The organism is Sphingomonas abaci, assembly GCF_014199625.1.
GTDB lineage: Bacteria > Pseudomonadota > Alphaproteobacteria > Sphingomonadales > Sphingomonadaceae > Sphingomonas > Sphingomonas abaci.
Map to the genome: position 1 here is coordinate 185,348 of NZ_JACHNY010000005.1, position 25,101 is coordinate 210,448.

At 65.1% G+C, this 25,101-nt stretch carries 22 protein-coding genes; 15 read left to right on the forward strand and 7 right to left on the reverse strand.

Going from position 1 to position 25,101, the window contains the following annotated elements; all coding sequences use genetic code 11:
• The first annotated feature begins 421 nt into the window (after nucleotides 1–421).
• The 8 genes from GGQ96_RS13135 (at nucleotide 422) to GGQ96_RS13170 (ending at nucleotide 12,320) form a co-directional block, all read left to right on the forward strand.
• Nucleotides 422–1,981 (forward strand): type I restriction-modification system subunit M, encoded by a 1,560-nt coding sequence (locus GGQ96_RS13135; RefSeq protein WP_184115450.1) that lies wholly within the window; start codon nucleotides 422–424, stop codon nucleotides 1,979–1,981.
• On the forward strand, nucleotides 1,978–3,303 hold the full coding sequence (locus GGQ96_RS13140; RefSeq protein ID WP_184115452.1) for a restriction endonuclease subunit S: 1,326 nt from the start codon (nucleotides 1,978–1,980) through the stop codon (nucleotides 3,301–3,303). Before GGQ96_RS13135 ends, GGQ96_RS13140 begins: the two co-directional genes overlap by 4 nt.
• Nucleotides 3,300–4,322, forward strand: a complete 1,023-nt coding sequence (locus tag GGQ96_RS13145; RefSeq protein WP_184115454.1) for a DUF4268 domain-containing protein — start codon at nucleotides 3,300–3,302, stop codon at nucleotides 4,320–4,322. The genes GGQ96_RS13140 and GGQ96_RS13145 overlap by 4 nt, the downstream gene beginning before the upstream one ends.
• On the forward strand, nucleotides 4,322–7,477 hold the full coding sequence (locus GGQ96_RS13150; RefSeq protein ID WP_184115456.1) for a type I restriction endonuclease subunit R: 3,156 nt from the start codon (nucleotides 4,322–4,324) through the stop codon (nucleotides 7,475–7,477). Before GGQ96_RS13145 ends, GGQ96_RS13150 begins: the two co-directional genes overlap by 1 nt.
• 50 nt (nucleotides 7,478–7,527) lie before the next feature.
• Nucleotides 7,528–7,800: a hypothetical protein gene (locus tag GGQ96_RS13155; RefSeq protein WP_184115458.1), complete on the forward strand. Its 273-nt coding sequence runs from the start codon at nucleotides 7,528–7,530 to the stop codon at nucleotides 7,798–7,800.
• A gap of 21 nt (nucleotides 7,801–7,821) precedes the next feature.
• A complete protein-coding gene (locus GGQ96_RS13160) occupies nucleotides 7,822–10,317 on the forward strand; it encodes a DNA-directed RNA polymerase (RefSeq protein ID WP_184115460.1) in 2,496 nt (831 codons plus the stop codon).
• Between the two features lie 683 nt (nucleotides 10,318–11,000).
• Entirely contained in the window at nucleotides 11,001–11,555 is a 555-nt protein-coding gene (locus GGQ96_RS13165) for a recombinase family protein (protein WP_184115462.1), read from the forward strand.
• Between the two features lie 66 nt (nucleotides 11,556–11,621).
• Nucleotides 11,622–12,320: a hypothetical protein gene (locus tag GGQ96_RS13170; RefSeq protein ID WP_184115464.1), complete on the forward strand. Its 699-nt coding sequence runs from the start codon at nucleotides 11,622–11,624 to the stop codon at nucleotides 12,318–12,320.
• A 107-nt stretch (nucleotides 12,321–12,427) separates the two neighbouring features.
• Here the strand turns inward: GGQ96_RS13170 and GGQ96_RS13175 are convergent, their stop codons facing one another.
• Entirely contained in the window at nucleotides 12,428–13,855 is a 1,428-nt protein-coding gene (locus GGQ96_RS13175; protein ID WP_184115466.1) for a tyrosine-type recombinase/integrase, read from the reverse strand.
• A 142-nt stretch (nucleotides 13,856–13,997) separates the two neighbouring features.
• Entirely contained in the window at nucleotides 13,998–14,606 is a 609-nt protein-coding gene (locus tag GGQ96_RS13180; protein ID WP_184115468.1) for a tyrosine-type recombinase/integrase, read from the reverse strand.
• Nucleotides 14,607–14,756: 150 nt separating this feature from the next.
• Between GGQ96_RS13180 and GGQ96_RS13185 the strand changes: the two genes are divergently transcribed.
• The 4 genes from GGQ96_RS13185 (at nucleotide 14,757) to GGQ96_RS13200 (ending at nucleotide 17,313) form a co-directional block, all read left to right on the forward strand.
• Nucleotides 14,757–15,392: a hypothetical protein gene (locus tag GGQ96_RS13185; protein ID WP_184115470.1), complete on the forward strand. Its 636-nt coding sequence runs from the start codon at nucleotides 14,757–14,759 to the stop codon at nucleotides 15,390–15,392.
• Nucleotides 15,393–15,776: 384 nt separating this feature from the next.
• Nucleotides 15,777–16,112 (forward strand): hypothetical protein, encoded by a 336-nt coding sequence (locus GGQ96_RS13190; protein WP_184115471.1) that lies wholly within the window; start codon nucleotides 15,777–15,779, stop codon nucleotides 16,110–16,112.
• 186 nt (nucleotides 16,113–16,298) lie between these two features.
• Nucleotides 16,299–16,748 (forward strand): LexA family transcriptional regulator, encoded by a 450-nt coding sequence (locus GGQ96_RS13195; protein WP_184115473.1) that lies wholly within the window; start codon nucleotides 16,299–16,301, stop codon nucleotides 16,746–16,748.
• Between the two features lie 286 nt (nucleotides 16,749–17,034).
• The gene (locus GGQ96_RS13200) at nucleotides 17,035–17,313 is read left to right on the forward strand and encodes an aldo/keto reductase (RefSeq protein ID WP_184115475.1); all 279 of its coding nucleotides are present in this window, start codon (nucleotides 17,035–17,037) and stop codon (nucleotides 17,311–17,313) included.
• Here the strand turns inward: GGQ96_RS13200 and GGQ96_RS13205 are convergent.
• Complete coding sequence (locus tag GGQ96_RS13205; protein ID WP_184115477.1) at nucleotides 17,310–18,206, reverse strand: LysR family transcriptional regulator; 897 nt, start codon at nucleotides 18,204–18,206, stop codon at nucleotides 17,310–17,312. The two genes, GGQ96_RS13200 and GGQ96_RS13205, sit on opposite strands and share 4 nt — an antisense overlap.
• Nucleotides 18,207–18,297: 91 nt before the next feature.
• On the opposite strand from GGQ96_RS13205, the gene GGQ96_RS13210 reads away from it, so the two are divergent.
• On the forward strand, nucleotides 18,298–19,161 hold the full coding sequence (locus tag GGQ96_RS13210) for an aldo/keto reductase family oxidoreductase (protein WP_184115479.1): 864 nt from the start codon (nucleotides 18,298–18,300) through the stop codon (nucleotides 19,159–19,161).
• Here the strand turns inward: GGQ96_RS13210 and GGQ96_RS13215 are convergent, their stop codons facing one another.
• Nucleotides 19,162–19,473, reverse strand: coding sequence for an ArsR/SmtB family transcription factor (locus tag GGQ96_RS13215; RefSeq protein WP_184115791.1), 312 nt, complete (start codon nucleotides 19,471–19,473; stop codon nucleotides 19,162–19,164).
• A gap of 131 nt (nucleotides 19,474–19,604) precedes the next feature.
• Between GGQ96_RS13215 and GGQ96_RS13220 the strand changes: the two genes are divergently transcribed.
• Nucleotides 19,605–20,339, forward strand: a complete 735-nt coding sequence (locus GGQ96_RS13220) for an SDR family oxidoreductase (protein WP_184115481.1) — start codon at nucleotides 19,605–19,607, stop codon at nucleotides 20,337–20,339.
• Between the two features lie 46 nt (nucleotides 20,340–20,385).
• Here the strand turns inward: GGQ96_RS13220 and GGQ96_RS13225 are convergent, their stop codons facing one another.
• The gene (locus tag GGQ96_RS13225; protein ID WP_184115483.1) at nucleotides 20,386–21,111 is read right to left on the reverse strand and encodes an SDR family oxidoreductase; all 726 of its coding nucleotides are present in this window, start codon (nucleotides 21,109–21,111) and stop codon (nucleotides 20,386–20,388) included.
• Nucleotides 21,112–21,265: 154 nt separating this feature from the next.
• On the opposite strand from GGQ96_RS13225, the gene GGQ96_RS13230 reads away from it, so the two are divergent.
• Complete coding sequence (locus GGQ96_RS13230; protein WP_184115793.1) at nucleotides 21,266–22,162, forward strand: AraC family transcriptional regulator; 897 nt, start codon at nucleotides 21,266–21,268, stop codon at nucleotides 22,160–22,162.
• Nucleotides 22,163–22,537: 375 nt separating this feature from the next.
• On the opposite strand, the gene GGQ96_RS13235 is transcribed toward GGQ96_RS13230, so the two are convergent.
• Both GGQ96_RS13235 and GGQ96_RS13240 read right to left on the reverse strand, forming a co-directional pair.
• Nucleotides 22,538–23,542: an FUSC family protein gene (locus GGQ96_RS13235; protein ID WP_184115485.1), complete on the reverse strand. Its 1,005-nt coding sequence runs from the start codon at nucleotides 23,540–23,542 to the stop codon at nucleotides 22,538–22,540.
• A 150-nt stretch (nucleotides 23,543–23,692) separates the two neighbouring features.
• Nucleotides 23,693–25,090: an efflux transporter outer membrane subunit gene (locus GGQ96_RS13240; protein ID WP_184115487.1), complete on the reverse strand. Its 1,398-nt coding sequence runs from the start codon at nucleotides 25,088–25,090 to the stop codon at nucleotides 23,693–23,695.
• Between the last annotated feature and the right edge of the window lie 11 nt (nucleotides 25,091–25,101).

Sequence of the window (25,101 nt, forward strand, 5' to 3'; positions counted from 1 at the left end):
GGCAGGTTTGTGTGGCTCCGACGTAGAGAAGGCAACCGCACGGCGTTAAGCTCCGACCCAGCTTCGTTGAACCTCGGCCTTGTGCGGTTCCGGAAGACGTGATGAAGATTGGGCCGGAACTTCCGGGGGGACATTCGTGGCGATGCCATGGGAACATCATCAGATCGTCGTGGGAACGTATTCCGCCCGCGAGCATGGTAGCAAATCAGAGGTTCGCGTCCGGCCGCTTCCTGGGCAAATGTGCCCTCCCGACATGCAGGTTCAGTTTTCGCGTCAGGCGCGGACGCAGCCCAAGGTTGGCACGTGCTTTCGTATCTGGGTCAAGGAAACCGACCTCAAGGGGGATATCTCCTTCCTGCAATCGCCGTGGCAATGGCCCTATGCGGTTGTCGGTTGAACACAGAGAGCAAGTGAGAGACTGATGCCCATCGACCTTCAGGACCTGTCCCGGCGTCTGTTCAAGACCGCTGAGCAGCTCTGGACCAACACCGCGCTGCGACCGGATCAATACGCCCAGCCGGTACTGGCCCTCATCGCCCTGCGCCAGATGGAGGCGAAGTTTGATCTGGTCGATGCCGAGCTTGGGAAGACCTTCTCCGGTCGCCTCAAGCCCACGCCAGCCGACTATCAGGGCCGAGGGGCCATCTTCCTTCCGGCCAATGCGCGATTCTCGTACCTCCTAGGACGTCCGGAGACCGAGAACCTCGCCGAGGCGCTCAATGAGGCAATGAAGGGCATCACCGAGCACAACCCCGACCTGGCGGGGGTGCTGCCGCAGGGCTACGGCTCGCTTCCGAATAGTGTCCTGCGTGAGCTGATGCGCCTCCTGGCGCCGCTGCGGGTCGCTGGCGACGCCTATGGCCTGATCTTCGAGTACTTCATGGGCCAGTTCGCCTCGGCTTTCATGCAGAAGGGCGGAGAGTATTTCACGCCCTCGTCCATCGTGAAGCTGATCGTCGAGGTGATCGAGCCTTACCACGGCAAGATCTTCGATCCGGCCTGCGGATCAGGCGGCATGTTCGTCCACTCGGCCGACTTTGTTCGGCGTCATCACAAGAACCCCAGCCGCGAGATCAGCGTCTACGGCAGCGAAAAGATGGCCGACACGCAGAAGCTGTGCCGCCTGAACCTCGCGGTCCACGGCCTGTCGGGCGACATCCGCGAGGCAAACAGCTACTACGACGACCCGCACGGCATGGTCGGCAAATTTGACTTCGTCATGGCCAACCCGCCGTTCAACCAGTCCGAGGTCGACCGCGACCGGCTGGTCAACGACACCGGCAAGCTCGACGCGCGCTTCTCGCTGGGGGTGCCGACCACCAACAACGCCAATTACCTGTGGATCGGGCTGTTCAGCGCTGCTCTCAACGAGCAGGGTCGCGCAGGCTTCGTCATGGCCAACAGCGCCAGCGACGCAGGCGGCTCCGAACGTGAGATGCGCCGCAAGCTGATCGAGAGCGGCGCGGTAGACGTCATCGTCTCAACCTCGCCCAACATGTTCTTCACGGTCACCCTGCCGGTTACCCTGTGGTTCCTCGACAAGGCGAAAGCTAAGAGCCCTCGCGGCGACCAAGTGCTCTTCATCGACGCCCGCCACATCTTCCGCCAGGTAACCCGCGCCCATCGCGACTTCACGCCCAGCCAGGTCGAGTTCATCGGCAATGTCGTTCGCATGTGGCGCGGCGAGGAGGAAGAGCTGGAAGCAGGCAGTGGTCCGAAGATGACCGAGGTGTTCGGCGATGATGGCTATCGGGACATCCCCGGCCTCTGCAAGGTCGCCAGCCGTGCCGAGATCGCCGCGCAGGGCTGGAGCCTCAACCCCGGCCGATACGTCGGAGTAGCACCGGGCGAGCAGCCGGACGACCAAGACTTCCGAGAGCGGCTGGAGACGCTGCAAGAAGAGCTGGAGGGGCTGAACGCCGAGGCCGAGCGGCTGCACGTGATAATTGCTCAGAACGTGGCGGGGGTGCTCGCGGCGTGAGAAAGTCAGGCCATCCCCTGATCGATGCTGCACCAAGTGGTTGGCGGCTGGCTACCGTCGATGAAGTGAAATCGAGCGAGCGACACTCGTGTGTCGCCGGGCCGTTTGGCTCCTCCATCAGTTCCAAGTTCTTCACATCCAGCGGCGTTCCGATCATTAGAGGCTCCAACCTAACAGCCGACTTAGATCGTTTTGTCGCAGATAAGTTCGCTTTCATCAGCTATGAAACCGCTGCGAGGTTCTCGGCGCAGACCGTCCGTGCAGGAGACCTCGTGTTCACCTGTTGGGGGACCATCGGACAAGTGGGCCTGATCCCGCAGGACGGGCCATTCGATCATTATGTCATCTCCAACAAGCAACTCAAACTGCGTGTTGACACCGACATTCTCGACCCACTCTTCGCGTTCTATTTCTTCGCGGCACCCGAGACGGTCCAGTATGTGCGGGATCGCGCTATCGGTTCGGCTGTTCCTGGCATCAACCTCGGCATCCTCAAAGCGCTACCAGTGCTGGCCCCTCCCCTGAACACGCAACGGCGCATCGCCTCTATCCTCGGGGCCTATGACGACCTGATTGAGGTGAACCGGCGGCGGGTGTCGGTGCTTGAAGAGATGGCGCGGGGGCTGTTCGAGGAGTGGTTCGTCCGCTTCCGCTTCCCCGGCCATGAGAACGTGCCAATCGTCGACACCCCCGACGGGCCGCTACCGGAGGGGTGGCGATGGGGGCGAGCTAAAGACCTCGTCGACTTCGATCCCAAGACCAAGGTACCCAAGGATGGCGACAAGCCCTTCGTTCCCATGGGTCAACTAGACACGACCAGTTCCTTGATCGCGCCGTTCGAAGTCCGGTCGGGCAACTCTGGTGCCAAATTCCAAAACGGCGACACCTTGTTCGCCCGCATCACCCCATGTTTGGAGAACGGTAAGACCGGCATAGTACGGGGCCTGCCCGCCCCCGAAGGACATGGCTTCGGCTCGACGGAGTTCATCGTCATGCGCGGCTCGCGGGCCGGTCCTGCATTCACTTACTGCCTGTCTAGGACGCGGAGTTTTCGCGACCATGCTCGCTCCTCCATGTCTGGAGCGAGCGGGCGCCAGCGCGCTCGAACCGAGAGCGTGGCGGCCTTCGAGCTGCCCGTGCCGCTTTCCGATGAGACGCTCGAACAGTTCGAGACCGTGGCTTGGCCGATGCTGCAACAGGTCGGAGTGTCGGGAGAAGCCAACCTGCGCCTCGCCGCCTCCCGCGACCTCCTGCTCCCCCGCCTGATTTCTGGCCAACTTTCGGTCGAGACTGCCGAACGCGAACTAGAGGCTGCCGCATGACCCCCAAACTCGGCAAGATGCAGCGCGTCAATGTCCGTGACGCGTGGCTCAACGAAGCGCAACACTTCACGCCGTGGCTCGCGTCCGAGGTGGGTATCGAACTGCTCCAGGACGCCCTCGACGTAGACCTAGAGGTGCACGCCACCGAAAAATCCGTGGGCGGCTTCAAGGCCGACATCTTGGCCAAGCGGACCGATACGACCGACGATCACTGGGTTCTGATCGAGAACCAGCTGGAGCGCACAGATCACCGGCACCTCGGTCAGCTCTTGACCTATGCGGCGGGCCTGGATGCAGCCACCATCGTCTGGGTCGCCGAGCGCTTCGACGAACAGCACCGAGCGGCACTCGATTGGCTGAATGAAATCACCAGCGATAAGTTTGAGTTCTTCGGCTTGGAGATCGAGTTGTGGCAGATCGACGGCTCGCCTCCGGCGCCAATGTTCAACGTCGTGGCGCAGCCGAATGAGTGGTCCCGGGAGGTCAAGCAGAAGGCCGAGAGCGCCACGTCCGACCTGAAACAGCAGCAGCAAAGGTTCTGGGCGGACCTCAAGGCGAGGCTCGATGAGAAGAAGAGCAAGATTCGCTCGCGCAAGGTTAGGCCCCAGCATTGGGCGGATTACTCGATTGGCAAGCACGGAGCTTGGCTCACCGCAACCATCAACAGCCAGAAGAAGTGGGTTTCTGCTGAATTCAATTTTCGTGGCCCTGCGGGTAAGGTCTGGTTTGACGAACTGCTCGCGAGCCGAGCGGAAGTGGATGCGGCGCTCGGCCCCGACGTGGCATGGCAGCGGCTGGAAGGGCGTCAGCAAAGCCGGATTGCCCTCTATCGGAAAAACACCGATCCGACGAACGAAGCGGAGTGGCCTATCCAGCAATCATGGCTGATCGAAAAGCTGGAACTACTCTACCAAGTGTTTGGTCCGCTTGCCGCCAAGCTGAGCGACGGAAACGGGGCGACGGGGGCAGAGTACCCCTATGTCGACAGCGCCGGTATAGAAGGGCACGAAGCGCTCTGATGGCACCGTCGCTGACCGGGATCCTTGCCTCCGAAGACGGCATCGTGGAGAAGCCGGCGCTGGCGTTGCTTGAGGAACTAGGCTGGTCGCACGTCGATCTCCGCGACGAACTGCCGGGCGCGGATAACCCCACCGGCCGCACCAGCTTCCGTCAATCATGGCTCCCACTTCGCCTCCGAGCTGCCCTCGAACGCCTCAACCCTGCGCTGTCCGCAGAAGCCCTTCGGCTGGCCGAAGAAGCGCTCACGCAGGACCGTTCAGCAATGCTGCCGCTCCATGCCAATCGCGAGGTGCACGGGCTGCTCGTCGAGGGCGTGCCCGTCGAGATCAGGCGTGAGGATGGGCGTTTCGAGACGGTGCTGGTCCGGGTGATCGATTGGCGCGACGTATCGGCCAATGACTTCCTGGCCGCCAGCCAGGTCTGGATCGAAGGCGTACTGCACAAGCGTCGTCCGGATACCATCGGCTACGTCAACGGCCTACCGTTGCTCTTTGCCGAATGGAAGGCGCCGACCTGCCCGCTGGCAGAGGCCTATGACGCGAATCTGCGCGACTATCGCGACACGATTCCGCAGCTCTTCGACGCCAACGGCTTCGTGATCCTCTCCAACGGCCTAGAGGCCGTCATGGGGGCCAGCCACGCGCCATTCGAGGTCTTCGCCCCCTGGAAGCGTCTGGAGGAAGGCGGCCCGGACAGCGTTGGGCTGGAGACGATGCTGCGCGCCACCTGCGAACCCAGGCGCTTCCTCGACCTGCTCGAGAACTTCCTGTTGTTCGACGAGGCGCGCGGCGGGCTGCGCAAGGTGATCGGCAAGTATCATCAGGTGCTGGGCGTGAACCGCGCCATAGACGCGATGGAGCATGTGGGAGAGAACCGGGGCCGACTTGGCGTGTTCTGGCACACGCAGGGCTCGGGCAAGAGCCTGTCGATGGTCATGTTCGCCGAGAAGGTCCTGCGACGCCTGGGCGGCAACTACACCTTCGTGATCGTCACCGACCGGAGCGAGCTGGACGACCAGATCGCGGGGCAATTCGCTTCGGTCGGCGCGCTCACAAAGGATATTCAGCACGCCCAGGCGGGCAGCCGCGCGCATCTGAAGGAGTTGCTGGCCGGCAACGAGCGCTACGTCTTCACGCTGATCCAGAAGTTCTCGACCGCAGACCGCGAGCCGATGCGGATGCTGTCGGATCGCTCGGACGTCATCGTCATCACCGACGAAGCGCACCGTAGCCAATACGACCAGCTCGCCGCGAACATGCGCGCGGCGCTGCCTAACGCTGCCTTCTTGGGATTCACCGGAACCCCACTGATCCAGGGCGAGGAAAGCCGGACCCGGGAGGTCTTTGGCGATTACGTGTCCGTGTACGACTTTGCGCAGTCGGTGAAGGACGGCGCCACGGTCCCGCTGTTCTACGAAGCTCGCAAGCCGGAACTGCAGCTCGACGGTGACGATTTGCGAGCGGAACTCGATGCACTGCTCGACGAGGCGATGCTCAGCGATGAACAGGACGCGAAAATCAGGCGCCAGTTCGCCCGCCAGTACACGCTGATCACCAGCCCCGACCGGCTCGACAAGGTCGCTGAAGACGTCGCGCTTCATTTCGCGATGCGCGGCTATCGCGGGAAGGGCATGTTCGTGGCCATCGACAAGGCCACGGCCGTCGCAATGCACGACCGCGTGAAAGAGGCCGTCGCTCGGCTCATTGCCCAAGACGAGGAGCGGCTGAAGGTCGCGCTTGAAGCGGAGGGCGCGGCCATCGCCGAGCGGCTCACCTGGCTGCGCGAACTCGATATGGCGGTCGTGGTCAGCCAAGGCCAGAACGAGATCGACGACCTCAGGAAGAAGGGCCTCGACATTCTGCCGCACCGCGAGCGGATGCAGAAGGAAGACCTGGAGGCGAAGTTCAAGGACAAGGACGACCCGCTGCGGCTGGTTTTCGTTTGCGCCATGTGGATCACCGGCTTCGACGTCCCCAGTATCGGCACCGTCTATCTCGACAAGCCGATGAAGAACCACACGCTGATGCAGACCATCGCCCGCGCCAATCGCCGGGCCGAGAGTAAGACCTCGGGCGTGATCGTCGACTATGTGGGGGTCTTCAACAACCTCCAGCGGGCGCTGGCGATCTACGCGGGCGGCGGCGGGCAGGATGAGACACCGATCAATGACAAGGCGGCTCTTGTCGCCGCGCTCGAACAGGCGCTCACCGACGCCGCTGCCTTCGCATCGCCACTGGGCGTGGACATAGACGCCGTCCTGAAGGTGAAGGGGTTCGAGCGGCTGGCGCTGATCGGAAGCGCGGTCGAGATCATGGTGGCGCCCGACGACCGGCGGCGCGAGTTCCTCCGGTTGGCCGGCATTGTCACGCGGGCCTATAAAGCGCTCCTGCCCGATGAGCGCGCAGCACCGTATCTCAAGCCGGTGGCGGCGCTGCACACCCTATCTGACGCCGTGAAGGCGAAGCTGGGACCAGTCGATATCTCCGCGGTGGCGGACCAGATTGCCGCGTTGCTCGACGAGAAAATCGAGGGCGTGGCGATCCTCACGCCCATCGTAGTGGGAGACACCGCCGAGGGCCGTGTGGACCTATCGGACATCGATTTCGACAAGCTTGCCGACCTCTTCAGCTACAGCCCTAAGGTGACCGCCGAGAAGTTGCGCGAGGAGGCGGAAGAGCAGGCCACGAAGATGGCCAAGCAGAACCCGACCCGCCAGGGCTTGGTGGAGCGGCTGGAGAAGCTCGTCGCCGAGTACAACGCCAGCTCCATCGACGTGGAGCGATTCTTCGACGAACTGAAGGCGTTCATCGGCGAGATGGACGACGAGGAGCGGCGCGCGGCTCGCGAGGGCCTAAACGAAGAGGAGCTGGCGATCTTCGACCTGCTGACCACTCCCGAACCCAAGCTCACCAAGGCCCAGGAGATCGAGGTCAAGCAGGTGGCACGGCATCTTTTGGAACGCCTCCACGAGCTGGTCGACGCCATCGACTGGGTGCGTGGGCAGGAGACTCGCGGCGCGGTGTGGAGCGAGATCAGAATGCGCCTCAACGAGTTGCCCGAAGAGCCCTATCCGCAGGCGATGTGGGATGCCAAGGTTGACCGCGTCTGGGAGTTCGTGCTCGGGCGATACGGAGACGGCGCCTCTTCTAATTGATTAGGCGCCAAGTCTTCTCTCGCAGATTCAGCTTCCTGTTACGGATTTCCATGACCTTCATCCGCCATTCCTCTGGGCTCCACGCCTTCGTGAGCCGGGGCGCAAATACCGGCACGCTGCTGTTCCCACACCGCCACGGCGACGGGCAATTCGTCGTGTCGCCGACGCGCTTCGAGAAGGACTACGAGCGCGTCCCCAAGGAGAGCGAACTGCTGGCATGGCTGGAGCGCGGCTACTCTCTCCGCATGTCCAACCCGGAAGCCGGCATCACGGGTCCCAGTCTGATCGCACCCGCGAATATCTACCGCCCCATCGTTCCCTGACCCTCCATGACACAGGCAGACATGATCGAGGCCCAGAAGGACCTCGAAGCCGAGTCCCGCGCGCTCGGGCAAGCGCGCTACCGAAACAAGCGCAACGCGCCTTGGGCCGACGCCTTGGGCCCGCAGGTTGACGAAGCGTCGCTGCCGCCCGGCCGCGCTATGCTCAGGCGCGTTCTCAAGCCCACCGCAGAAGCCATCCGGGACTTCCTCGAAACCGGCAGGGCCGGCCGCGCGGGGCGTCGTCATGTCGCCTTCGATCTTCTGAAGGAAGCGCTCGCGGAACCTGAGCCGCTTGCCTATCTCACGCTGCGCTGCGCCATCACGGCGGGCGTGCAGGGGCTGCGAGCGCAAAAGGCCGGAAGGATGGTCGCGCGGGCCGTCATGGATGACTTGCAGGCGGCCGCCTTTGCGAGGATCAACCCGGAGGGCGCCGAAGGCCTTCACAGGAGCCTTGCTGGGCGCGCTCGCATCAGCGCGAGGCGACAGCGAACTATCCACGCCATCTACACCGCCGAGGGTGTCTCATTCGGGTGGACCGAACAGCAGCAGGTGAATGTCGGGCTGAAGCTGATCGAGCTCGCAGCCGAGGCCACCGGCTTGTTCGAGCTTACGCTGATCAGGACGAAGGTGGCCGGCAAGTTCACCAGCGAGCAACGCCTACAGGTGACCGACGCTGCGACAACATGGCTGGAGAACCAGCATGAGCGATGCGAGCTGCTCGATCCCATTCCATTGCCGATGGTCATCCCGCCCTGCCCGTGGACCACTCCGACCGATGGCGGATATCTTACCCCTCCGCTCGGTTCACGGTTGGTACGGTCGCACACAGCTCCGTACCTCCAGGAGCTTGAGAACGTGGCGATGGAGCGCATCTATCGAGCCGTCAACACGGTGCAGGCGGCCGGCTGGCGGATCAATCGTCGCGTCCTGGAGGTGCTGGACCGCCTCGCGGCGGACGGTGGCGCTCTGGCGGGCCTGCCGCCTCGCGATCCCGAGCAGCTACCCGAGCGGCCCGAGGGAGCCGTCGAGGGCGACGAAAAGTTCAAGCTTTGGAAACGCCAGCGCAGCGAAGTTCATCAGCGCAACGCTGCGAGCCGCAGCAAGCGCATGACGACCGCCCAGCAACTCTGGGTCGCGCGGAAGCTGATCGACTTCCCGACCATCTACTTCCCGCACGCGCTTGACTGGCGCGGACGGGTCTATCCGATTCCTCAAGGCGGCCCGCATCCGCAGGCTGGCGACATCGGGAGGTCGCTCCTCGAGTTCGCCGAAGGAAAGCCTCTGGGCCCGAACGGAGCCCGCTGGCTAGCTATTCACGTCGGCAACGTGTTTGGCATTGACAAGGTGAGCTTCGAGGACCGCATCGCCTGGGTGGAGCGGCACCGCGCCGAAATCCTCGACAGCGCCAATGACCCGCTCGACGGCAAGCGCTTCTGGACGACCGCCGACAGACCGTGCGCGGCCCTCGCTGCGTGCTTCGAATGGGCTGGCTATCTCGACCAAGGCGAGGCGTTTGTCTCCCATCTACCCATCGCCATCGACGGATCGAACTCGGGGCTTCAGCACCTCACTGGCCTCATGCGCGACGCTGAAGCTGCCCCGCATGTCAATCTGACAGCCGCCGAGCGGCCCGGCGACATCTATGCACTGGTCGCTGCGAAGGCGCAGGCGATGGTCGACGGCTCCAGCGATCCCAGGGGGGGCCCGTGGAAGAACGGCAGGATCACCCGAGGGATCGTGAAGCGTCCCTGCATGACCTACGTCTACTCGGCGACGGCCTTCGGCATGGCGGACGAGATCAGGGACGAACTCAACCGCCTCGACAAAGCCGCAGCAGAGGAGGGACGTCCGCCCCATCTTGATGGCGAGGACAACTACAGCGCCGCCTCATGGCTCGCTACGCGCCTCTACCGCCTGATCGGCGACAGCGTCCCGAATGCGGCGGCGGCAATGGGCTGGCTCAAGGCAGCCGCAAAGGCGATCAGCGGACTCGACATCCCGCTCTGGTGGACGACACCGGCCGGCCTGCCCGTCATGCAGCGCTACCCGAAGACCGACGCCGACAAGACCGAGGTGACGTTTCGGGGAAAGCGCGTGCAACTTCGCCTCGACAACGAGGCTGGCCCCAGGACGTTGGCCGACTGGCTTGAGCAGCCTGAATCGCGGTGGATGGACGGGTCTAGGGCGCAGACCGGCATTGCTCCCAACTTCGTCCATTCGCTCGATGCCGCGCATCTCATGCTCACGGTCGCCGCCGCCCAGGAAGCCGGGATCACGGATCTTGCCGTCATCCACGACAGCTTCGGGACCTATGCCGCCGACACGGATCGCCTTTCGATGATCCTGCGCGAGACGTTCGTCGCCATGTACGAAGGCGACCCGTTGGGGCAGTTCAGGGCCGAGCTGGTGGAGCAGTTGAAGCCCCATGACGATGTCGTCGCCGCCCTGCCGCCATTGCCCGTCAAAGGCAGTCTCGACCTAAAGGCCGTGCTGGACGCCTCGTACATGTTCGCTTGAGCGACGTTCGACCATTTGCCCCTTCTCTATAGAGCGATGAGCGCGAACGACGGGATGGGCGGTGGATCGTTGATGGCCGGGGCGCCGCGGGACCTCAATCATTGTGGACCTCCGCAGGTCAGGCCGACCAAGACAAGGACCAAGTCAGCGACGCCCTCCTCCCGCCTCCATGAAATCTTGACCTCGGTCCTGTTCGAGGGGACTGCGATGATCCTCGATATCGAGCTGACCGAAGGTACCTCGATGGCGTGCCCAGGAAGCGGGGGTTATCCTCCTCCTTGATCGACCTTCGACGGGGAGATGGGAGAAGCGGTCTTCGGTGCTCCAGCGTGAAGCGGTTGAACACTAGTCCCGCACCGGCATCATACCGGACATCACGCGGCACCAAGTGGAACCCGATGGTTTTGACGCAAAAATCTCTTCGGCCATAGCGATGGACGCTTGCGGCCGGTGTCCCCCCTAGGGGGTGGCTGTCTGAGACTTGCTCCTGCGTCACGCCGTGGTGTTGACCTTCAGCGTGGAGCCCCCTTGCCGCTTGCGCGAGACCCCGCGATCTTCGTCGTCCCACTGGGGTATACTTGGATCGGACACAGGCATCGAACAGCACATCCGTCCCAATAGGGTTGACATTCGATTTTCGGACACGCATTCAGGCATGGTCTAGAACCTAATGGGACACTTCGATGACCTCTAAGACCTACGGGTACGCTCGCGTCAGCACCGACGATCAGGACTGCAGCATCCAGGAAGCGGCACTCTACGCCGCTGGCTGCGACATCGTTCGCAGTGAGAAGATGAGCGGTACCACAACGGAGGGCCGGAAGGAGTTGGAGACCCTGCTCGACTTCATCCGCTCTGGTGACACCATGATGGTCACGCGCATCGACCGTCTAGCCCGATCAGTGGCGGACCTTGAGAAGATCGTCGGAGTCCTGAAGGAGCGCGGAGCCTTCCTGCGAGCGACCGAACAGCCCATCGACACGTCCACGCCCGCAGGCGTCGCCTTTCTCCAGATGCTCGCGGTGTTCGCGCAGTTCGAGACGGCGATCCGACGCGAACGCCAGATGGAGGGCATCGCAAAGGCCAAGGAGGCGGGGGCCTACAAGGGGCGCAAGCCATCGGTTCCAGTCGAGGAGGTTCGCCGCCTGAGGGCCGAAGGTGTCCGTCCAGCTGACATTGCAAGACGCCTCAAGATCGGCCGAGGGAGTGTCTACCGCGCGCTTGAGGGCGCCGCGTAGGTTTGACCGTCCGTCTTCCTGGGCCTGCTTTTTTGCGAGCTCGCGTTTTGGGTAATCGAGGTGATCATGAGGGGTTTTGAGAAGCGTCAGGCCGAGCGTGAGGCGCAGAAGGAGCGTGAGGCGGAGGAGTGGCGCAGCGTTCGAGCGAAGTTCCGGCAGAAGCTGGAAGGCGCCGGCGCGCAGCTTGATCCTCTGTTCGTTGAGGTACGAGCGCATAGCCCAAGTTCTGACGGCGAGTGGTTCACTTGGTGGCTGCGGGATGATGTTGTCGGCAACACGGTCAAAGTGCAGAATGCCATCGCGGCGAACTTCATCACCCATGTAACACTTCATTCCGGCCGGATAGCTGCGCCCGGCGAGAGTGGAACTGCTCGCATGTGGCTTGATGCGGAAAGGGCGGGCAGCGAAGAACTCGATGCGGCTCTCATGCTCACTGCAATGAGGGCGACCGAGACGGTGCCGGAATTACGTTGGGGCAAAGCGGTCTCTACGTATCGAGAAAAGCTCTTCCGCTGGTCATTGGATACGCTGAAAGCTGCGGCAATTGACCCATACACTCTCTCCAGCAGGCGGTTCCTGCCTCGCCTACTGCAAACGGACCGAGAGGCTCGCGAGGAGGGAGAACTGGTGGATCTCATCGCCGCCAACCTGGCGTCATTTCTTCTTGAATGGACACCAGTTCGCATCGAGGTACTCTATAGCGCTGCGGAGGCGTCTGCAGGGGAATCGTCCTGGCACTGTGCGGGCGTCATCGATTCCGCCTGATCGACAAGCTTGGAGGCGCTTTATCGCCGCCCGGTTACGAGCGTCCGCCCGCCAGTGTGGCGCATATAAGGCCCCTCCTCGAGAATGATCGATGCCTGCGGATGTGGTTAGTCAGCTACGCCCGGATATTTCAGCATAGAGACGATCTGTGCCCGGCGCTGGATCGATACGCCACGCCCGTACACACCAAAGGTGATGCCCTTCTTTTCGTGACCAACGATCTGGGCAACCTCGGTTTCAGGTACGCTCGCCGCCTCCCACTGCGCCACCGCGTTCTTTCTGAAGGAATGAAATGCCGCCTGCCGGTCAGCAAATCCCAGCGACTGCTTGAACCGGGTGAACTCCTTCCCGGCATCAGCACCCGCCTTCTTCCCCGGTCCTTCGAGATTGAAGCCGGGCCAGAGGCGGTCTTCTGGCTTCCCTCGCGTCCGCGAGACCAACCATGATAGGCTCGGGTGAACGGGCACCTGCCGGTTACCCGCAGGCGTCTTCGCGTCCCTCACATCGAATACATCGATGTCGTCGACCTTCTTTAGGTTCGCCCACGTCAGGCTCGCAATCTCATCCAGACGCATTCCACTGAACAGGGCAACCAGCATCACCTCCCGCAAGTCGGATCGCTTTGGACCGGGGTTCAGCAGTCGCTCAAGTTCCTCGGGCTCCCAGGGACGGTAACCCTTAACGTTGACCCCGGCGCGCAGACGGGTGCGATGACCGCTGAAGGGGTTCCGGCCCTCGGCGTAGCCGCGTTCGCTTGCCCATTCCCATAGCGCCTGAAGGGTCGCGGCGTGGCGGTTACGCGTTGCGTCCGACAGGCCTTTGTCCCGGCCGCCAAAGGCGTCCTGAAGGTCGTCCCACGTCATGGCCCGTGCTGCCGAGGAACGTGCCCACGCGCTGTCGAGGTGGCGCAAGGCGTCCATGAACCGCGCCGCGTCCGGGCGGCCAATACCGCGAATGGGCTTGTCCCGCCAATAGCCCGCGAACAGCGCGAAGGTGGCGCGCTTCTGCTGCTCGGTGTTGCTTTCCTTCAGGCCCGTCTGAGTCTTCCACAGCTTCATGTAGTCGCTAGCAAGCTGGCTGAACGACGGTTCGAACTCATGCCGCACGTCAGGCTTGCGGCCAAGGAGGGTCGTTCGTGCGTCATGGAGAGCTGCCAATCTCGCAGCCGCTTCAGGGGACGGCTCCTCCTCATGAGGCGTGGCCTCGGCAATCTTCTCAATCTCGTAATCGATACCCGCATCAACGGGCTCTTGTCCGATGGTGTGAACTTGAAAGCGGCCCGCCGCCGCCGCTTGCAGGGTATCCTCGTACACGCGCCGCAGGGTCGAACGAGCGTCCTGCGCCAGCCCCTCACGCTCTGCCCACTGTACCCTTAAGGCGTTCTGCCATTGGTCAGCCTCGATCTGGGCGAGCTTGCGGCTGGTGGCCTTCAGCGTGCGATACAGAAACTCCCGGTCGTCATGGTGCGGACGGTGAGCCAGGGGAATGCGGACCTTCGCCTCGAAGCGATTGTGACGTGGGCGGATGGCGGCCATGAGGGGTCCTGAAGGAGCGTGTGGGGCAGGTTTGTGGGGCAGCTCTGTGGGGCGCAACCCCGCAGAAAACAATCATTTTCTGCAAATTCAGGTGCTTGAACACCCCTCTGCTCCGCCTCCTGCCGCCCCAGCCATTGAGAAATCATGGTCTTCCTTCCGTCTTGGGGTCAGCAGAAGCGACGTTCTGCAATCTCGCATCGTGGGCTTCGAGTTTCGCAGTCGCAGAGTCGCTGAGCGACGTGGTCGTCGACTGGTAGCCGTCGAGCATCCGGGCCACCGTGGAAGCCCACCAGCCCGGGATCGCGGCGATTTCGCTGGGCGTCGCGCCGGGCTGAGCCAGCATGGTGCAGGTGGTGCCGCGCAGGTCATGGAAGTACAGTTCCTCCCAGCCGGCGGCGACCACCGCCTCCCGCCAGCGATGGTCGAAGTTGACGCTGTCCCAGCGCTTGCCGTTCCGGGTCAGGATCGTCTTTGCTTCGTGGGTTTGCGCGTCAAAGATCACCTTCAGCGCGCGGGTGATCGGCATATCAAGCCGCCGCTTCGACCTGGCCTGGCGGCCGTCTTCGGGCTTGGCAGACGAGGTGCACGGACCCAGGCCCAAGGGGTGGAAAAGATCCGATCGTGTCCCGCGCCGGTCTGCCCCGAAATGCTGTTTGAACGCTTCGGCGCTGGCCGGGTGGACGACGTGGTGCGCCCGAGCCGCGATTGTGCTGGGCGGCGCGGCCCCATGGTCGATGACGAACGCGCGCAACCTGGGCCTGCCGCAATGGTTCCGGCTTGCCGCCGATCCGCAGCCCCGCTGCCTCATGCTGCCAAAACGGCCGATGTCACCGAAACTGTCTCCGTGGTCGCGCGTAGACGTGCTTCTACGTTGATCCTTCGCATGACAATGGAGCTCCTGATGAAGATTTTGATGGCGGCTGCACTCGTGTCCACCGCGGCGGCCGCCCACGCGCAAGCACCCGCCAAGGCCTATCCCAGCTGCAATCTGACCGCGCAGCGCGCGTTGAAGGGCAAAGTCGGCGGTTCGATCACGGATCCGAGGCAAGCGCATATCTCTGTTCGCGCCAACGTCCTGGAAGCGGACCTGAGCAATGCTCGCACGGCCCGTCGTCTGACCCAGGCCATGACCAGCCAGCTCTACAATCGCGTTCAGGCGGTCAGGGCTGGCGCCAATCGCTACACCAAGAGCCAGGGGTTCCTCAGCGCAGATGAACTTGCCTCGTATGACCGCGCGCTCGACGCCGTCGCGACGGTGCTGTGCCGGCGTGTCGCGCCCGACTGGAACGCGAAGATTGAGGGCGACAGCGACTACCTCCAGCACCGGGCCGTGACGCTGAACACCCGCATCGATGCTGCGATCAAGGGACACCGCCTGAGCCGCCAGGACGCGGTGCCGCTGCGTCTCGCGGTTGGCCAGGTGCAGACGGAGGCTGGTCATCTCCAGGCAGTGCACGGGACGATCCACCGCCCCGACGCGGACCGGATGAATCAGCGGCTGACTGATGTCGAGCGCGCCCTGACGCACCAGCCATAAGTTCGATCGAAAACGGGGCCTGCCGAGTAGACGGGCGGATGCCGCACGCTCGCCGCCCGTACATCGGGGTATGGCTGGGGTATCGACAGGCTGATGGGCTTGGATGGACGAGGCGGGTTTTCAAGCGCGGCGGAGTGGTGTCCGCCGCGCTCCATGGCGCGTTTCAAATGTTATGAACGGCATGGATTTCAGTCGGCGCTCATAAAACTGAGGACCTCATCTCCCAAGATATATGGTATAATAGGAACCCATGTTTCCATGACGATTTGTTCATTTGTAGCCTGAAAAGGCACAACAAACATCAAGTTTGGTGACTTCGATGGCTGCGCTTGGCTTCGATCAATGCCCCGGACGTTAACCGCAGCGGACGGCAAAGAGCATGTGGTGACCAGCACCACGACGATCAAATTCGCTGAACGTGTTCTGGCATCATACCGTGTCCTGGCGGTGGGCTTGCCCAGCGAACTACGCTGCCCGTCCCCAATGAGTATGTTGCTCGAGCTTTATGTAGCCGAAGAAGAGGCTTTATATCCAACCGCGGATGGGTTGGGTGTCATCGACGCGATGCACCCGAACGTCAGAAATCATTGGATAAAGGCATTGGTTCAGTCGGGCCACATCGAACAGAAGGGATCACGCTTCGCGCTGTCGGATGTCGGATACAAAGTGGTGAACGATGTCCTCGATTTATTATTCCAGGTGCAACGTTGCTTGGATTAAGGTCGCTACCGGCACCATGATGCTAAACTGACCGTAGTACGACGGCTTGCCGATCGTCGTGCTGGCGAATAGGGCCGATTCTTCCTATGTTCCTTGACGGGGGGGGGGGGGGGCATGGAGGTAATGTGGGGGGAGCGTTCCGCCTTCCACGGTGCGCCGCGGCGCATTGAGGCCCTGGCGTACATCATGGAGTGGATCGACCGCAGCGGCACCAGCCCGAGCTATGGCGAGATCGGCCGGGCGATGCGGCCGCGCATCGCCAGCACCCGGGTGCGCAACCTGGTCGACCAGCTCGTCCGCATCGGCGTGGTCGAGCGCGGCACCGGTGCGCGTCGCGGTATCCGCGACGCGCACCGGTGCCGCGTCCTGATCGCCGATGCGCTTGGGCGGCACGGCTGGGCGCATGCCCACCCGTTGGGCAACCTTATTGTGCACCCGTGCACAAATGAGCACCTGCCGATTATCCCGCTCATCCTGGTAGATCGCGAGGTGAAATGGGTGGAACCGGCGATGCGATACGACACCAGGACGATGCAGGTCATGGTCGGCACCACCCCAGGCGAGACGGTCGCGATGGGCAAGGTCGATCTAGGCAATCTCCTATCCGGTGGCGCGAGGGCAGCGCGCCGAGGATGATCTCGCCACGAGGCGGCGTGTCCTGATCGGCGCGGGGACGATGGCAGTCGCGGCATGAGCCGGCCGACGCACCCCGATGCGATCGCGTTCGGCGGCGAACTGTATCTGCGCGACGCCAAGGCGACCCTCGTCCCGCCCGCCATGGTGAAGCCGATCGACCTGCTGATGGACGAGCTGGTCGCCGGCATCATCGCGGAGGCGGAGCAGGTCAGCGGGCTGATCGCGACGTCTCCATCCGCGGACCGGCGCCGTCCCGAATTTGATCCGAACGCTCGGGCGGCATCACATGCCGGTCGTGGCCTACAGCCCGGTCGAACAGGGCCGTCCGCTGGCCCATCCCGGTCTCGCCGCGATGGCTGCGGACCGCGGCGTCACCTCCGCGCCACTCGCCCTCGCCTGGCTGCTGGCTCGGGACGGCGTGCTCGGCATTCCCAGGGCCGGGTCGATCGCGCATGTGCGCGACAACCAGGCTGCCTTGAACCTCACCTTGTCCGAAGCCGAGCAACGCCACCTCGACGCTCGCTTCCCAGCGCCATGCGGTCCGCAGCCGCTCGCGATGCTCTAGCCGCGGATGAAGTCGAGCAACGCGCGCAGCGGCGGCGGAACGAGGCGGCGGCCGGAATAATAGAGGAAAGGTCCCGAGAAGGATTGCCACCAGTCCGGCAGCACCGGCTCCAGCGCACCGCGGTCCAGCGCCGGCCGGAGCCAATCCTCGAACAGATGGATGATCCCGCCACCCGCCACCGCGACATCGACCAGCAGGTCCACCGCGCCGGCGACGCTGGCGACCAGCGGTCCCTTCGGCTCGATCCGGACGATCTCGCCGTCCCGCTCGAACTCCCATGGGCTGGTGATCGCGCCGCTGGTGAAGCGGCCGCGCAGGCAGCCATGGTCCAGCAGGTCGCGCGGATGGGTCGGCCGCCCCCGCGCGTCGAGATAGGCCGGCGCCGCCGCCGTCGCGAACCGCTGGATGCGCGGGCCGATCGGCACGGCGATCATGTCCTGCTCCAGCCGCTCGTCATAGCGGATGCCCGCGTCGCAGCCTGACGCCACCATGTCGACAAAACCGTCCTCTGCGACGATCTCGACCTGGATGTCGGGATAGGCGGCGAGAAAGCCGGGCAGGATCGCCGGCAGCACCAGGCGGGCGGCGCTGACCGGTACGTTGAGGCGCAGCGTGCCCGCTGGGGTGTCGCGATACAGATGGACCACGTCGAGCGCCGCTTCCACCTCGCCCAAGGCCGGCGCCAGCCGCTCGATCAGGCGGGCCCCCGCCTCGGTGGGCACGACGCTGCGCGTGGTGCGATGGAGCAGCCGGACCCCGAGCCGTACCTCCAGCCGCCGCACCGCCTCGCTGAGCGTCGAGGCGCTTGCCCCGACCGTGCGGGCCGCGTCGCGAAATCCGCGCGCCTGCGCGACTGCAAGGAATGCGTTGAGATCGGCAAGGTCCGCCTTCATCGTTCGGTTTTCCGTACGGCCCGTGCGGATCATTCCGGCTTATCGCGATGATCCGCAAGCCATATCTCGGTGCCAGCACAGGAGAACGACGATGACGATCGATCAGGCAGGCACCTATTCCTTCGCCGGGCGCGACGTGAAGCGGCTCGGTTACGGCGCGATGCAACTGGCAGGACCCGGCGTGTTCGGACCGCCGCGCGACCATGACGCCGCGCTCGCCGTCCTGCGCGCGGCCGTCGAAGCCGGTGTCGACCATATCGACACCAGCGACTTCTACGGCCCCCACGTCACCAACCGGTTGATCCGCGAAGCGCTGTCTCCCTATCCGGACGACCTGCTGATCGTGACCAAGATCGGCGCGCGGCGCGGTGACGATGCCTCGTGGCTGCCCGCGTTCGCACCGGAGGAATTGACCCGCGCCGTCGAGGACAACCTGACGAACCTCGGATTGGAGACGCTCGACGTCGTCAACCTGCGCCTGATGTTCGACGTCCACGGCCCGGCGGAAGGATCGCTCGCCGCGCCGCTCGAGGCGGTGGCAGACCTGCAGCGTCAGGGGCTCGTGCGCCACATCGGCCTCAGCAACGTGACGCCGGCGCAATTCGAGGAAGCCCGCGACATCGCCGAGATCGTCTGCGTCCAGAACCAATATAATCTGGCGCACCGCGACGACGATGCCTTCATCGACGCACTGACGGTGGAGGGCGTCGCCTATGTCCCCTTCTTCCCGCTGGGTGGCTTCAGCCCGCTCCAGTCGGCGGCCCTCTCGGACACGGCGGCGCGGCTGAAGGCGACGCCGATGCAGGTGGCGCTCGCCTGGCTGCTCCAGCGCTCGCCCAACATCCTGTTGATCCCCGGCACCTCGTCGGTCGCGCACCTGCACGAGAACCTCGCTGCGGCTTCGCTGACGCTGCCGGAGGACGCGGTAGCCGAACTGGATGCGATCGGTCGCTGATCAGGCCGACCGGTTCGCAAGCACCGCGTCGAGCAGACCGGGAAAACGCCGGTCGAATTCGGCGCGGCGCAGCGTGTTGATCATTTCCCGCCCCGCCTGCGTCGTCTCGATCAGCCCCGCTGCGCGCAGCAGTTTCAGGTGATTGGACAGCGTGCTCTTTGGAATGGCGTCGCACGGCGCGGCGTCCGTGCAGCTCAGACGCTCGGTCGCGGCAAGCCGCGCCACCATGGTCAGCCGATTGGAGTCGGCCAGCGCGTGCAGGGCCAGGTCGAGCGGAACGTCCTCCAGTCGCGGATGAGTAAAGCGAGGCATGTCGTCGATATAGGGCACCACGATCAATTTAATAGTTCGGCATTATTGAACTATCGAACCATAACCCCATCTTCCGCCTGCCGACAGCGCACGACGCCGTGACCGCGGGCGCAAATTTCTGGAGAATGCATATGTCAGTTCAAGGCAAGACAGCGCTCGTCACTGGTGGATCGCGCGGTATCGGCTCGGCGATCGCCAAGCGGCTGGCGGCGGATGGCGCGATCGTGGCGATCACCTATGCCGGCAACACGGCCGCGGCCGATGCCACCGTTGCGGCGATCGAGAGCGCGGGCGGCACCGCATTCGCCTTCCAGGCCGATGCCGCCGACCCTGCGTCGCAGCGCGCCGGCGTCGAACAGGCCGCTGCCGCGCTGGGCGGGATCGACATCCTGGTCCACAATGCCGGCGTGGCCGAATTCTCCTCGATCGCCGAGGACACCGACGAAACCTACGACCGCCAGTTCGGCGTCAATGTGAAAGGCCTGCACGTCGGCACCCGTGCGGCCCTGCCGCATCTCCGCAACGGCGGCCGCATCATCCTGATCGGCAGCATCTCGGGCGAGATGGCCTTCCCGGCGACCACGGTCTACAGCGCGACCAAGGCCGCCGTGGCGGCGCTGGCGCGCGGCTGGGCCAAGGACCTCGCGTTCCGCAACATCCTGGTCAACACCGTGCAGCCCGGACCGATCGACACCGACATGAACCCCGCCGACAGCGACTTCGCCGGGCAGGTGCTGCAAGCGATCCCGCTCGGCCGCTATGGCAAGGTCGAGGAGATCGCGGGAGCGGTGGCGTTCCTCGCCGGCCCGGATGCGAGCTACATCACCGGCACCACGCTCAACATCGATGGCGGCGCGACGGCCTGAGCATCGCGAGGGCGTGCCGGCCGCACCAGCCGGCACGCCGACGCCGTCACATGTCCGCCGCGGTCGGGCGGACGATCACCTCGTTGATGTCGACGCCCTCGGGCTGCTCCAACGCATAGCGGACCGCCCGCGCGATCGCATCCGGGGTCAGCGCCTTCTTCCGCCACCCCGTCAACGCCGTGGCCACCGCCGGATCGGTGATGTCGTGGCCCAGTTCGGTGGCGACGACGCCGGGCGAGACCAAGGTCGCGCGCAGGTCGTCATGCTCCTGCCGCAGCCCCTCGGTAATGGCCCACACCGCATGCTTGGTGGCGCAATAAACGGCGGCGGTCGGCATCACCATGTGCGCGGCGACCGAGGCGACGTTGACGACATGGCCGCGCTTCTGCGCCACGAAGCGGGGCAACACGGCGGCGATGCCGTTGAGGACGCCGTGGATGTTGACGTCGACCATCCGCTTCCACTCGTCCCGCTTCAGCGCGGCGAGCGGCGACAGCGGCATCACCCCGGCATTGTTGACCAGCACGTCGACCCGCCCGAACCGCGCTTCGGCGGCCTCCACGAACGCGTCAAAGTCGGCGCCGTCCGTCACGTCGAGCGTGCGCCATGCCACCGTGTCGCCCAGTTCCTCGGCCAGTGCCTGCAACCGTTCCGCGCGACGTGCGCCGATGAACAGCCGTGCGCCGGCCGCCGCCAGTTCACGCGCCGTCGCCTCGCCGATCCCGCTCGAAGCGCCGGTGATGAGGACGATCTTGTCCATGCTGCCTGTCATGATGCGTTCCTTGCCTTGGCTTGAATTGACCGGCGGCAACATGGCGCCCCGGGGCCCGTGGGCGGTAGAGCGATCGTCCGAACACTTTGCACGATCCTCCAGAACTGGCTCGGCTCGCTTGCGCAGGCCGACGGGCTGATGGATGACGACGGGCATGGACCGGATCACCGAACTTGCTGCCGTCATCGATCGTCATGTCGTCGGATCAGGGGTTTGCACGACCGCGATGCCACATGTGTCGCTGATCCGGGCCGATCAACCAAGCACTCCGACGCCCGCCGTCTACGAGGCATCGCTTTGCCTGATCGCGCAAGGGTCCAAGCGAGTGTCGATCGGCGACCACAGCGTCGTCTATGATCCGGCCCATTACCTGCTCGTGTCGGTCGACCTGCCGCTCGTCGGCCATGTCACGGATGCCAGCCCCGATCGGCCCTATCTCTGCTGCAAGATCGACCTCGACCCGGCGGTGCTCGCCGACCTGATGGTGGACGAAGGTGGCGGGGTGCCGCGCACCGACCTGCCGGTCCTGGGCGTCTATCCCAGCGATCCTGCCCTGATCGACGCGGCATGTCGGCTGGTCGGACTACTCGACCGGCCGGAGACGATCCGGGTCCTGGCGCCGCTGATCGAGCGCGAAATCCTGTACCGGTTGCTCAGCGGGCCGCATGGGCCGATGCTCCGCCATGTCGCGACCGCCGGCAGCCACCTCAACCAGGTCAGCCGCGCCATCGCGGCGATCCGCCGTCGGTTCGACGCACCGATCCGCATCGACGAGGTCGCCGCCGAGGCGGGCATGAGCCCCTCCTCGCTCCATGCGCATTTCAAGGCGATCACCCGCATGACGCCGCTGGAATATCAGAAGCAACTGCGGTTGCAGGAGGCGCGTCGGCTGATGCTGGCGGGTGGGGCCACCGCGGGCACCGCTGGCTTCGCGGTGGGCTATGAAAGCCCGTCGCAGTTCAGCCGCGAGTATCGCCGCCTGTTCGGCGCGCCGCCACGCCAGGATATCGAACGCCTTCACGCCGCCCCGGCTGCCGGCATGGCGCTGTAGCAGAGGCCATGCCGGGTGCGGTGGCGCGCCGCCATCGGCTATGTGAGTGACGGTCCCTAGGAGCCACGACCATAAACGACCGGAAGATCAGCGCCACCGGCCCTGCCCCTTCCGGCCGACACGGTGTCCATGTCGAGCGTCCCTACCTTTGACCGCCCCGCCGCCGCCACGCCTGACGGCCGGCGGCTCTTTGAGGACCTGATTTTGGCGGGGGCGTTCCTCCTGGTCAGCCACGACGCACGCTTCCTGGGCGCGATCGGCATCCAGCGTACCGGGCGGGTCGCCGGCATCGATGACGCTGCCATGCCGCGCCGGCTCGCTCGGACCGGGGAGATGCGGCATCCGATGTGCTGGCGAAGGGCCGCCGGCGGCGGATCACCCCTGAATGCCGTGATCCTGCTCCCGGACCTGTCGCCGTGGCGCGATTGCGGCGCCGCCGAGCGCGACAAGGCCGCCGATCAGCGTGGCGGTCAGCCGGTCCCCATCGACGCCCAGCAGATCGCTGCCCGCCACGGCGATCATCAGCACGACCGTCGCGGTGATGGCGGTCGCTAGCACCGCGTAGCGCGCCTGCTGGAGGCCGAAGGCGCAAGTCGCGAACACGGTCGCGGCGATCACCCGCAGCATCGGTGACCCGGTTGCGAGGATGATCCCGGTCGCGATCACAATGCCCAGGATGGTTCCCCCGATCCGTTCGACGCCGCGCAGCGCGGTATCGCGCAGACCCGGCTTCAGCACGATCATCGCTGTCATCGGCGCCCAATATTGATGGACGAGATGGGCGGCGCGGCTCGCCAGCAAGGCCGCGCCGATGCAGATCGCCGCGCGCAAGGCGTGGAGCGCCATGTCCTTGGCCCGGACGTCGTCCTCGGGCGGGGACACGGTCGCGGGCGCGTCGATCCGGCGCTTCATCAGCCAGACCGTACCGATCTGGACGCCGGTGCCCAAAGTGACCAGGGCAGCGCGGTGCAATCCGTCAGCCAGACCGCCGGGGTAGTTCGCGGCGAGCAGGAACGCGATGATCACCTGCAACCACACCCACCACAGCGCGGTGTCCCAGCGGATGAGCGCTCCGCATAACCCGCCCATGATCATCGTCACCATCAGTTCGAGCAACGGGTCCCGTCCGGCCAGCGTGCCCAGGATGCTGACGACCATCATCCCGACGCCCGTCAGCAGCATCGCATCCAGATGGCGGTGCCGCACCCGCTTGGTCGCGCCGAAACCGACCGCGAACGCCGCACCGGCCGCGATCGAGGCGGCGACATGCGCCCCACCCAGCACCCCAGCCAACAGCAGCATGAAGAGGGCCGGCATCGCGACGACGGCCCCCCGCCAGTCGAAGCGGAACGCCTGTCGCAACGCGTCGCGTGTCTCCATCCGAATGGCAGCGGCCTCCTTCCTCCGCTTTTGTGACCAGATCCGGCATCACCTACACATAGGATACGCAAACCCAATGATGTATTTATAGAATGAACGTGATCCCATACTGCGATCGCGCTGCCTCCTTGCCCGGCCCTGCGCGGGTGGTCAGGCGTTCCAGCTTCCGCCCAGTGCGCGGAACAGGTCGATCTGCTGACGCGCGATCTGCGCATCGGCCAGCGCCAGGGCGGCTTGCGTGTCGGCGAAGGTCCGCTCGGCATCCAGTTGCGCCAGGCTGTCGATCTGTCCCTCCCGCTGCTGGGCCCGGGTGATGCGCGCCGCGACCGCCGCCTGGTCGCGCGCCGCCTGGAGCGCGGCGCGGCGCTCCAGCGCCCGGGCATAGTTGGACAGCGCGGTTTCGGTCTCCTCCACCGCGGTCAGGACGGTGCCGTCGAAGGTCGCCAGCGCGGCCCGGCTATCGGCTTCCGCCCCGGCGATCCGGGCCCGCGCGCGGGTCGGGTTGACGCTCCAATTGAGGAGCGGCCCCAGCACCCAGTTGAGCGGCCCCGCGCCGAACAGGTCGCCCACCCCCGTGCCCGTCGACCCGATCGAGCCGCCCAGGCTGATGCGCGGATAGAGATCGGCCGTCGCCACGCCGATCCGCGCGGTGGCGGCGGCGAGACGGCGTTCCGCGGCGCGCACATCGGGACGGCGCGCCAGCAGCGTGAAGCCGTCTCCGACCGGGATCGGCTGGTCGAGCCGCAAGGTGGTGGTCCGCCCGGCGGCGATCGGTGGCAGGTCCGCTGGCAGCCGTCCGGTGAGCGTCGCCAGCCGGAACAGCGCCGCCTGGCGCTCGGCCGCAAGCGCCGGCACGTCTGCCTGGCGCTGGTTGCGCAACGCCGCGATCCGGGCGGTGTCGAGCCCGGTGGTCAGGCCGGCGCGGGCCCGTCCTTGCGTGACCCGCAGCGAACGATCGATGAGCGCGACGATCCGCTCGGCGACCGCCAGCCGCTCGGCGGCCGACGCGGCATCGGCATAGGCGCGGGTCGTGTCGGCGACTACCGCGACGCGCACCGCATCGGCATCGGCCTGCGCCGCGCCGACCTCGCCGCGCGCCGCCTCGATATTGCGCGACACGCGGCCGAACAGGTCGACCTCATAGGCGACGTCCAGGCCGGTATCGATCGTCCAGTCCTGCTGCCGGACGCCGGGCGGGCGCTGGATCGCGGAGTAGCGGCCATAAGTGGCGCTGGCGCCGGCGGTCGCCTGAGGCTGCCGATCGCCGCGCACCTCGCGCAGGGAGGCCCGCGCTCGGGCCAGCCGCGCGACCGCGACCCGGATGTCGGTATTGGCGGCCAGCGCATCGGCGATCAGCCCGTCGAGCACCGGATCGCGGTACAGCTGCCACCAGCGGTCATTGTCCGTGGCGGCCGTGCTGGTCGCCGGACTGGCGGTCAGGAACGGGCTGTCCTTCGCCAGCAGCGGCGCCGGGGGCCGGTAATCAGGCCCGACGGCGCAAGCCGCAAGGGAGAGCGCCGAGGCGGACGCCAGGATGATGCGGATCATGGAGAGTCTCC

Coding starts and splice junctions, on each gene's coding strand:
- GGQ96_RS13135 (WP_184115450.1), top strand. CDS start 422: ATGCCCATCGACCTTCAGGACCTGTCCCGGCGTCTGTTCAAGACCGCT.
- GGQ96_RS13145 (WP_184115454.1), top strand. CDS start 3,300: ATGACCCCCAAACTCGGCAAGATGCAGCGCGTCAATGTCCGTGACGCG.
- GGQ96_RS13150 (WP_184115456.1), top strand. CDS start 4,322: ATGGCACCGTCGCTGACCGGGATCCTTGCCTCCGAAGACGGCATCGTG.
- GGQ96_RS13155 (WP_184115458.1), top strand. CDS start 7,528: ATGACCTTCATCCGCCATTCCTCTGGGCTCCACGCCTTCGTGAGCCGG.
- GGQ96_RS13160 (WP_184115460.1), top strand. CDS start 7,822: ATGATCGAGGCCCAGAAGGACCTCGAAGCCGAGTCCCGCGCGCTCGGG.
- GGQ96_RS13165 (WP_184115462.1), top strand. CDS start 11,001: ATGACCTCTAAGACCTACGGGTACGCTCGCGTCAGCACCGACGATCAG.
- GGQ96_RS13170 (WP_184115464.1), top strand. CDS start 11,622: ATGAGGGGTTTTGAGAAGCGTCAGGCCGAGCGTGAGGCGCAGAAGGAG.
- GGQ96_RS13175 (WP_184115466.1), bottom strand. CDS start 13,855: ATGGCCGCCATCCGCCCACGTCACAATCGCTTCGAGGCGAAGGTCCGC.
- GGQ96_RS13185 (WP_184115470.1), top strand. CDS start 14,757: ATGAAGATTTTGATGGCGGCTGCACTCGTGTCCACCGCGGCGGCCGCC.
- GGQ96_RS13195 (WP_184115473.1), top strand. CDS start 16,299: ATGGAGTGGATCGACCGCAGCGGCACCAGCCCGAGCTATGGCGAGATC.
- GGQ96_RS13200 (WP_184115475.1), top strand. CDS start 17,035: ATGCCGGTCGTGGCCTACAGCCCGGTCGAACAGGGCCGTCCGCTGGCC.
- GGQ96_RS13205 (WP_184115477.1), bottom strand. CDS start 18,206: ATGAAGGCGGACCTTGCCGATCTCAACGCATTCCTTGCAGTCGCGCAG.
- GGQ96_RS13210 (WP_184115479.1), top strand. CDS start 18,298: ATGACGATCGATCAGGCAGGCACCTATTCCTTCGCCGGGCGCGACGTG.
- GGQ96_RS13215 (WP_184115791.1), bottom strand. CDS start 19,473: ATGCCTCGCTTTACTCATCCGCGACTGGAGGACGTTCCGCTCGACCTG.
- GGQ96_RS13220 (WP_184115481.1), top strand. CDS start 19,605: ATGTCAGTTCAAGGCAAGACAGCGCTCGTCACTGGTGGATCGCGCGGT.
- GGQ96_RS13225 (WP_184115483.1), bottom strand. CDS start 21,111: ATGACAGGCAGCATGGACAAGATCGTCCTCATCACCGGCGCTTCGAGC.
- GGQ96_RS13230 (WP_184115793.1), top strand. CDS start 21,266: ATGGACCGGATCACCGAACTTGCTGCCGTCATCGATCGTCATGTCGTC.
- GGQ96_RS13235 (WP_184115485.1), bottom strand. CDS start 23,542: ATGGAGACACGCGACGCGTTGCGACAGGCGTTCCGCTTCGACTGGCGG.
- GGQ96_RS13240 (WP_184115487.1), bottom strand. CDS start 25,090: ATGATCCGCATCATCCTGGCGTCCGCCTCGGCGCTCTCCCTTGCGGCT.